This is a genomic window from Acinetobacter sp. Colony158, from assembly GCF_019264745.1.
Taxonomy (GTDB): Bacteria; Pseudomonadota; Gammaproteobacteria; order Pseudomonadales; family Moraxellaceae; genus Acinetobacter; species Acinetobacter ursingii.
Genome location: NZ_CP078523.1, coordinates 175,985 through 183,312 on the forward strand (window position 1 = coordinate 175,985; position 7,328 = coordinate 183,312).

Sequence of the window (7,328 nt, forward strand, 5' to 3'; positions counted from 1 at the left end):
TTTAATAAAAAAGCTAAAAGTTACATCCATAAACTTTTAGCTATATTGAAAACTACCTAAAAAGAACTAACCCATTAAAAATTATCAGGATTCTCTAAACGTTTAACCTCTTCAATTTTATTAGGATTATGCACAGAGGCTATTCCATCTTCTGATTTTTTATCAATAATGACTTCAGGGTTGTAAATCGTAATAGTCTCCATTCCATTGGCATCTTCACCAACAATATATTTAAACCCACGCCGATTCATTTTATGGCATAACTGCTGATACCAACCTTTAAACCCTTGAGTTTCCTCATTCGGATTATAATAGAATGCATTCATCACCGCAGGTAAACCCAAACCACAAACAACACCCGAAAGAAGTACGCTAATAAATGTATAACCAATTAAAATACTACTATATTCACGTAATTCAGGAACGTTTGCGACTGCTAATATTAATGCTAAAGAAATCCCTCCACGTACGCCACCCCAAGATAATATCGTCAAACTACCATTATAACTCTTTGATCTAAATGATGGAAAAAATGAGAAGGATAAAAAGTTTGCTGCAAATCTGGAAATATGTAGCGCAATAAATGCAAGAATCCCACCAAAAATCATGCTTGCATTTAAATCCAGAATAAAAAGTTCAAGCCCAATTAATGTGAAAAGGAAAGAATTAATAATCCCTTCCACGGTATGCCAGAAATGATTAACTTCACGGATTTCTCGTTCCTGTAATATTTCTTTCCATTTGTTACCTACGATTAATCCCCCAATCACACAAGCAATCGGTGCGGAAGCATGGGCGAATAATGCCACCAAATAAGAACCACAAGCGAGTAATGCTGTTGTTAAAATCAGCGATTCCATTTCATGTTTCCCACGAAGTAAGCGTAGAATCCCCAAACCGAATGCCCAGCCAATCATCGCAGCAACGACAATCTCATAAACGAAATTTTCAAGTGTATGCATCAGAGAGAAATGCTCCCCTTGCAATACATTGAGTAAGGTCATAAATACCGCAATACACATAGCATCATTAAATAAAGATTCACCTTCTAATTTAACGATTAGATGATGGGGAGCGCGAACTGAACTCAGTACACCCTTAATACCGATCGGATCTGTTGCACCCAAAGCGGATCCTAAAAGGAGTAATACAAGTATAGGAACTGGATGACCAATCAAAAATTGAAAACCATACATTAACCCTGCAAAAAGAATCGCACAAAGCAATAGTGCAATCGTGGCCAGTATCCCGATCGGTTTCCAATGGTTTCGTAAATCAGATATTTTAAATTTGAGCGCTGAGGAGGTTAAGATGAAGCAGATCACACCATTGATTAAAAAGTCATAAAAATCAATCCCCCGTACCGCTTCTTCAATATTATGGATATTGATGGTGATAAATTGATTGCCTTGAAGTAAGTTCGCCCCCCATTGCAAAACAAATACCAACACCGCCGAAACAATAGGCACGCCAATGGCTTGAGGAAAATCTAAAATTCGCTTATTGAACATCGTAGTTGCAATTGAAAGTGCAAATATAACGCTCAGTGCTTGTAGTAAAAAATAATTACCCATAAAAGTCCTTCACTTATTACAGGAATAACCGAAACCGTTTTCAATTATTTCTAATAAAAATACACATCAAAATGTCATTTCAAAGTCATGATAATTTTAACGAAAAGTTTCTCTCAATCTGTGAAATAATTAGCTTTTTTAACATAAAATCTACCCATTCAAAGAGTGTATGATGTTTTTACAATCAACATGCTTGAACAGGTTCGAATGTTAAAGTCTTGGGTTTAATTTTAAAATTTTAGTAGATGAGTATGCATCAAACGATCAAGAAAATATTCCGCTTGAGTCTAGCGATCTGTATTTTTGTAATTACTGCCGCTTTGGTCATCACATGTCTTATCAAAGCGCAGGATATTTTAAACAGTAATGAGCTGTATGAAAGTCGAAAAGTCGTGCATTTTGATACAGATGCAGATCATCAATACATCTTGATGTCGAATAATCAAAAACCAGATCAATCTGCGCTGATCGTGCTAAAAGATCACGGTTATGTGATGAAGCTCAGTTGTGAACACTATTTAAAAACTGTTTGTACGGATCAATACAATCTATTTAGTACACGTTACATCCGCAAAGCGACTATTCAATCAATCGGAAATTATCTTTATTTTCAAAATATTCAATGGATAGACATTCAAAACAATCAACCCACCGCTTTGACTTGGTCACAGCAAGATATTCAACAGTTTTATCAGAATGATATAGACAATTTAAAATATATCTTAGGCGCATTGATTTTATTTTCATTGAGCGGATTGTACGTTTGTTATCGGATCATACGTGATTTTAGAAAATTCATTGGTTAGTTCACATGATGATAAAGATAAATTGAACCTCAATAATCTATCCCTTTTTTTTGTTTTCAACTTAGATTTTCAATAAAGAGTGACAATGGAACTTGGCTCAAATTTAATCAGTTTGCGATCCAAAAGTTGTCGGATTGATCTATTAAATCTGAGCCAATATTGAACATCATTATTTTGTTAGGCTAAACCGATCGGTAATCGTTTGAATACGTTGTGCGTAACTTTTGACTGTTTCAATATCACCTTCTGGAATTTCATCTACACTTGCATCAGCGGGAGTTTGAATCAGTGCACCTACTGAACCACCCAGATTATTGATATCCTGCCGCGTTGCTGTTTTAGTATTGGCAGGTAATAAACCTAAACTGACCCAAATACCACCATGTTGTGATGCCAATGTCTGGAACTGAATTAGAGTGACTTGTTTATCACCGTTTAAGCTGGCGCTATTGGTAAAACCACCAAAAATTTTATCTTGCCAAGCGCGCGTGAACCATTTCTTAGAGCTTGCATCGGCGAATTTTTTAAATTGCCATGGTGCCGCAGCCATATAGGTTGGTGCTGCAAATACAATTGCAGCAGAATCATCTAGCGTCTGCCAGTCTTGATCCTGAATATCACCATCCTGATTAATTTCAATCAAATTCGCTTCAATTTGTGCGGCAAAAGTTTCTGCCAAAACCTTAGTGTGACCATAGCCTGAAAAATAAACCAGAGATACCTTAGCCATTAGAAATGCCCTATTTGCATGAAGATGGTTTAATGATATATTTTAGAAACTAGGTGTCAATTAGTTACCAATAAGTAACCGAGTGCTTTCTCGTAAAATATTTACACAAAAGCCACAATTTAGGAGTACAGTCGTGAATTCTGCCTGCGGATATAATGTCTATAGTCAAAATTGTCCTGCACGTCTTTTTTTTGAAAAAATTGCAGACAAATGGGTACTCTTGATTTTAAATGTCTTGGAAGAACAACCGATTCATTTCAATTTGCTCAAGAAAAAAATTGAAGGGATTTCTCCAAAAGTTTTATCGCAGAAACTAAAAATATTAGAAAGGGATGGCTTTATTTTGCGCGAGGTACAAGATACTGCGCCCATTCGAGTCGAATATCGTTTAACCGATTTAGGTCGCGATGTATCCCAAACTGCATTACAACTAAAAGGATGGGCAGAAACACATATTGAAGCTGTACTCAAAGCACAACAAAATTATGATTCATCTCAAAGCACAGCGACATCATAAAAAAGAGAGATAGAATGACACCTCAACCTTTAATTGCAGTTCATAATGTCGAACTGAGTAGTCTGTGGTATCAACAGGTTCTCGCCCTCAAAAGTGGTCATGGCGGCACTGAATACGAACAACTGCTGAACAAACAAGGTGAAATGGTTTTACAGCTACACCAATGGCAAGCGCATCATCACCCTTATTTGGGCAATCCTGATGCCGCCAAAGGCAATGGCGTTCTGCTCTGGTTTAAAACCCCTGATTTTGATGACTTGGTACAGCGTTTACAGATACATCAAGTCAACATTCTGGAACAACCGAAAGTCAATTTAAATGCCAACCATCGCGAAGTCTGGTTTAAAGACCCTGACGGTTATGTCATCGTGGTTGCAAGTCATTATGGAGATATTTAAATCTTCTTATGACAAAGGTTGAAAACCTTGTTGCCGCCATGCTTCATAGACAATCACTGCCGTTGCATTCGATAAATTCAGACTACGTGAGTTTTCTGCCATCGGTAAACGAATCCAGTTTTTTTGTGGAAACATTAAACGCATATGCTCAGGCAAACCGCGCGTTTCAGGTCCCATCAATAATGCAACCGAACGATTTAAATCAACTGTATGTGGTGTCGCACTGCCTTTGGTGGTTAATGGAAAAACTTCAGATTCAGTAATTCCATGCGCTTTAAGATATTTAAGGCATTGTTCAATATTGTCCCAGATCTTCATCCGCGCATATTCGTGATAATCCAATCCTGCACGTTTCAGTTTTTTATCATCAAGCTCAAAGCCTAAAGGTTTGACCAAATGTAGCTGCGCACCTGTATTAGCGCATAAACGAATAATATTTCCCGTGTTGGCAGGAATTTCAGGCTCAAACAATACAACGTGGATCACAAAGTCTCTCTACTAAATAATTGGAACAATCCGGGCTATAACCATTGCAATTGTTCACGCAAACTGACCACTTCACCAATAATGGTCAAAGTTGGTGCATGGATATGGTATTCGGCAACTTTAGATGCAATATCAAAGAGTGTACCGACCACTACTTTTTGTTCAGGAGTCGTACCCTTAGAAATCAAAGCGACAGGCATATCAGGACGTTGACCATGTGCAATGAGTTGCTGGCAAATATGCTCAAGCCCGACTAATCCCATATACAGCACAAGCGTCTGATTTTCATACACCAGTTCATTCCACGGTAGTTCTGGCGAACCTTCTTTTAGATGCCCGGTCAGAAAACGTACACTTTGCGCATAATCACGATGGGTCAGTGGAATACCCGCATAAGCTGAACAGCCTGATGCTGCGGTAATACCTGGCACCACCTGAAACGGGACACCGGCTGCAAATAATTCCTGAATTTCTTCGCCACCACGTCCGAAGATAAAGGGATCACCACCTTTTAAACGGCAGACACGTTTTCCTGATTGTGCGTATTGAACAAGTAAAGCATTAATGCCATCTTGCGGTACACTGTGATTGGATCGTGCCTTACCCACATAGACTTTTTCGGCATCACGGCGGCAAAGCTCTAAAATCGGAGGAGAAACCAAGCGATCATAAATGACTACATCTGCTTGTTGCATCAGACGCAAGGCTTTAAGTGTGAGTAATTCTGGATCACCCGGCCCAGCACCCACCAAATAGACCTCACCTTTAGGCGCAGTCCATTCAGAAAGCGCCTGTGCCATCATTTGATTGGCGGTTTCCAGATTGTCATGAAACACTTGTTCTTTGAGCGGACTGGCATACAGTTCTTCCCAAAAAATACGGCGCTCATCTGGATTGGTAATCTTGGTCTTAACGCGGGTACGCCATTGTCCAGAGAACTCAGCGAGTTTCCCCATACCATGTGGAACCAGTGTTTCAATCTGAGTACGCAACTGACGTGATAGCACAGGTGAAGCGCCATTTGAGGCGACAGAAATCACTAATGGCGAACGATCAATAATCGCAGGCATCATGAAACGACAGTTGGGAATATCATCCACACTATTCACCAAGAGATTTCGAAGTTCGGCTTGCTTAAACACACGTTGATTAACCGCAGCATCATTGGTTGCAGCAATCACTAAACGATAAGCCTGATCTAAATCACTGTCTTCAAATACTTTTAAATACAGTGTCCCTTGGCTTTGTTCAACTAGGGTTTGAAGCTGCTCATCAATTTCAGGTGCAATTACATCAAGAATTGCACCCGCCTTGACCAGTAATAGTGCTTTGCGATAGGCAATATGCCCCCCACCCACGATCAGACAACGTTGCTGTTGCAACTTAAGTGAAATTGGAAGAATTTCCACAGCCGACCTCTACATCTTGATTTTGGGTAGGTTAAAGCAAAAATCATGCACAATAGATATCGATCTGATTAATCGATATAAGTTGTACCGCCCATGTAAGGACGTAATGCTTCTGGAATTTCGATCGAGCCATCAGCACGTTGATAATTTTCCATCACCGCCAATAAAGTACGACCTACCGCCAAACCAGAACCATTTAAGGTATGTACCAATTCAGTTTTTTTCTGATCCGCGCGGTAACGTGCCATCATACGACGTGCCTGAAAGTCACCCATATTTGAGCAGCTTGAAATTTCACGATAGGTATTTTGACTTGGCACCCACACTTCAAGATCATAAGTTTTGGTTGAACCAAAACCCATATCCCCGCCACAAAGAAGAATTTTACGATAAGGTAAGCCAAGTGCCTGCAAGATTCCCTCAGCATGACCTGTTAATTCTTCTAATGCCTGCATCGAATTTTCTGGCTTGACGATTTGCACCATTTCAACCTTGTCGAACTGATGTTGACGAATCAAACCACGGGTATCACGTCCATAAGAACCAGCTTCACTACGGAAACAAGGCGTATGCGCCGCATATTTAAGCGGCAAACGATCTGCATCAATGATTTCGTCACGCACAAAGTTGGTCACAGGAACTTCAGCAGTGGGGATCAAGTAATATTCTTTTTCGCCTTGTAGCTTGAACAAATCTTCTTCAAACTTAGGCAGTTGACCTGTACCACGTAATGAATCTGCATTGACCAAATACGGTACATAGGCTTCGGTATAACCATTTTTTAAGGTATGAGTATCTAGCATGAATTGCGTTAAAGCACGTTGTAACCGAGCTAAAGGCCCTTTCAATACGCTAAAACGTGATCCCGTCAATTTGGTTGCGGTTTCAAACTCAAGACCGCCCATCCACTCACCCAAATCGGTGTGATCTTTTATTTCAAAATCGAACTGGCGTGGTGTTCCCCATTTTGAGATTTCCACATTGTCATTTTCATCTTTGCCTTCTGGCACAGAATCATCTGGCAAGTTTGGAATACTCAGTGCTTTGTCTTCAATTTCAGCCTGTAATTCTGCTAAAGCAACTTCTGCTGCCTTAATTTCATCACCAATGGCCTGCATACGCGCCATGATCTCAGAGGCATCACCGCCTGCTTTTTTAATCTGACCTACCTGTTTAGCACCAGAATTACGTTCTGCCTGTAAACTTTCAGTTTTGGATTGAAACTCTTTACGGCGCGCTTCCAAAGATGCCCATTCAGCAGGATCAAGTTGCACACCACGTTTTGCCAAAGCCTGATTTACAGCTTCAATATTATTTCTGAGTAATTTTGGGTCGATCATAGCCAATCATAAGTTGCAAAGAAAAACTGCCTATAGTGTAAGTGCTTCACAGCAAAAAATATAGTCAG

The 7,328-nt window shown here is 39.7% G+C and carries 8 protein-coding genes; 3 read left to right on the forward strand and 5 right to left on the reverse strand.

The genetic code is table 11. From position 1 onward, the window contains the following. Positions 1-74: 74 nt before the first annotated feature. On the reverse strand, positions 75-1,574 hold the full coding sequence (locus JR005_RS00610; RefSeq protein ID WP_004996495.1) for a cation:proton antiporter: 1,500 nt from the start codon (positions 1,572-1,574) through the stop codon (positions 75-77). A 251-nt stretch (positions 1,575-1,825) separates the two neighbouring features. Here JR005_RS00610 and JR005_RS00615 point away from each other — a divergent pair, with 251 nt between their 5' ends. Next, entirely contained in the window at positions 1,826-2,380 is a 555-nt protein-coding gene (locus JR005_RS00615; RefSeq protein ID WP_004996491.1) for a hypothetical protein, read from the forward strand. 169 nt (positions 2,381-2,549) lie between these two features. On the opposite strand, the gene JR005_RS00620 is transcribed toward JR005_RS00615, so the two are convergent. Beyond that, positions 2,550-3,110 carry a flavodoxin family protein gene (locus JR005_RS00620; protein ID WP_044436031.1) on the reverse strand — a complete coding sequence of 187 codons (561 nt, stop codon included), beginning with the start codon at positions 3,108-3,110 and terminating at the stop codon, positions 2,550-2,552. A 133-nt stretch (positions 3,111-3,243) separates the two neighbouring features. On the opposite strand from JR005_RS00620, the gene JR005_RS00625 reads away from it, so the two are divergent. Together JR005_RS00625 and JR005_RS00630 are read left to right on the forward strand one after the other, a co-directional pair. Next, a complete protein-coding gene (locus JR005_RS00625; protein WP_044436033.1) occupies positions 3,244-3,627 on the forward strand; it encodes a winged helix-turn-helix transcriptional regulator in 384 nt (127 codons plus the stop codon). A 14-nt stretch (positions 3,628-3,641) separates the two neighbouring features. Beyond that, complete coding sequence (locus JR005_RS00630) at positions 3,642-4,025, forward strand: VOC family protein (RefSeq protein ID WP_004990367.1); 384 nt, start codon at positions 3,642-3,644, stop codon at positions 4,023-4,025. 6 nt (positions 4,026-4,031) lie between these two features. Here the strand turns inward: JR005_RS00630 and JR005_RS00635 are convergent, their stop codons facing one another. The 3 genes from JR005_RS00635 to serS all read right to left on the reverse strand — a co-directional run bounded on the left by JR005_RS00635 (position 4,032) and on the right by serS (position 7,260). After that, positions 4,032-4,511, reverse strand: a complete 480-nt coding sequence (locus tag JR005_RS00635) for a tRNA (cytidine(34)-2'-O)-methyltransferase (RefSeq protein WP_004990368.1) — start codon at positions 4,509-4,511, stop codon at positions 4,032-4,034. A 35-nt stretch (positions 4,512-4,546) separates the two neighbouring features. After that, complete coding sequence (gene cysG / locus JR005_RS00640) at positions 4,547-5,920, reverse strand: siroheme synthase CysG (protein ID WP_104794704.1); 1,374 nt, start codon at positions 5,918-5,920, stop codon at positions 4,547-4,549. Positions 5,921-5,988: 68 nt separating this feature from the next. Further along, the gene (gene serS / locus JR005_RS00645) at positions 5,989-7,260 is read right to left on the reverse strand and encodes a serine--tRNA ligase (RefSeq protein ID WP_004990373.1); all 1,272 of its coding nucleotides are present in this window, start codon (positions 7,258-7,260) and stop codon (positions 5,989-5,991) included. Positions 7,261-7,328: the final 68 nt, after the last annotated feature.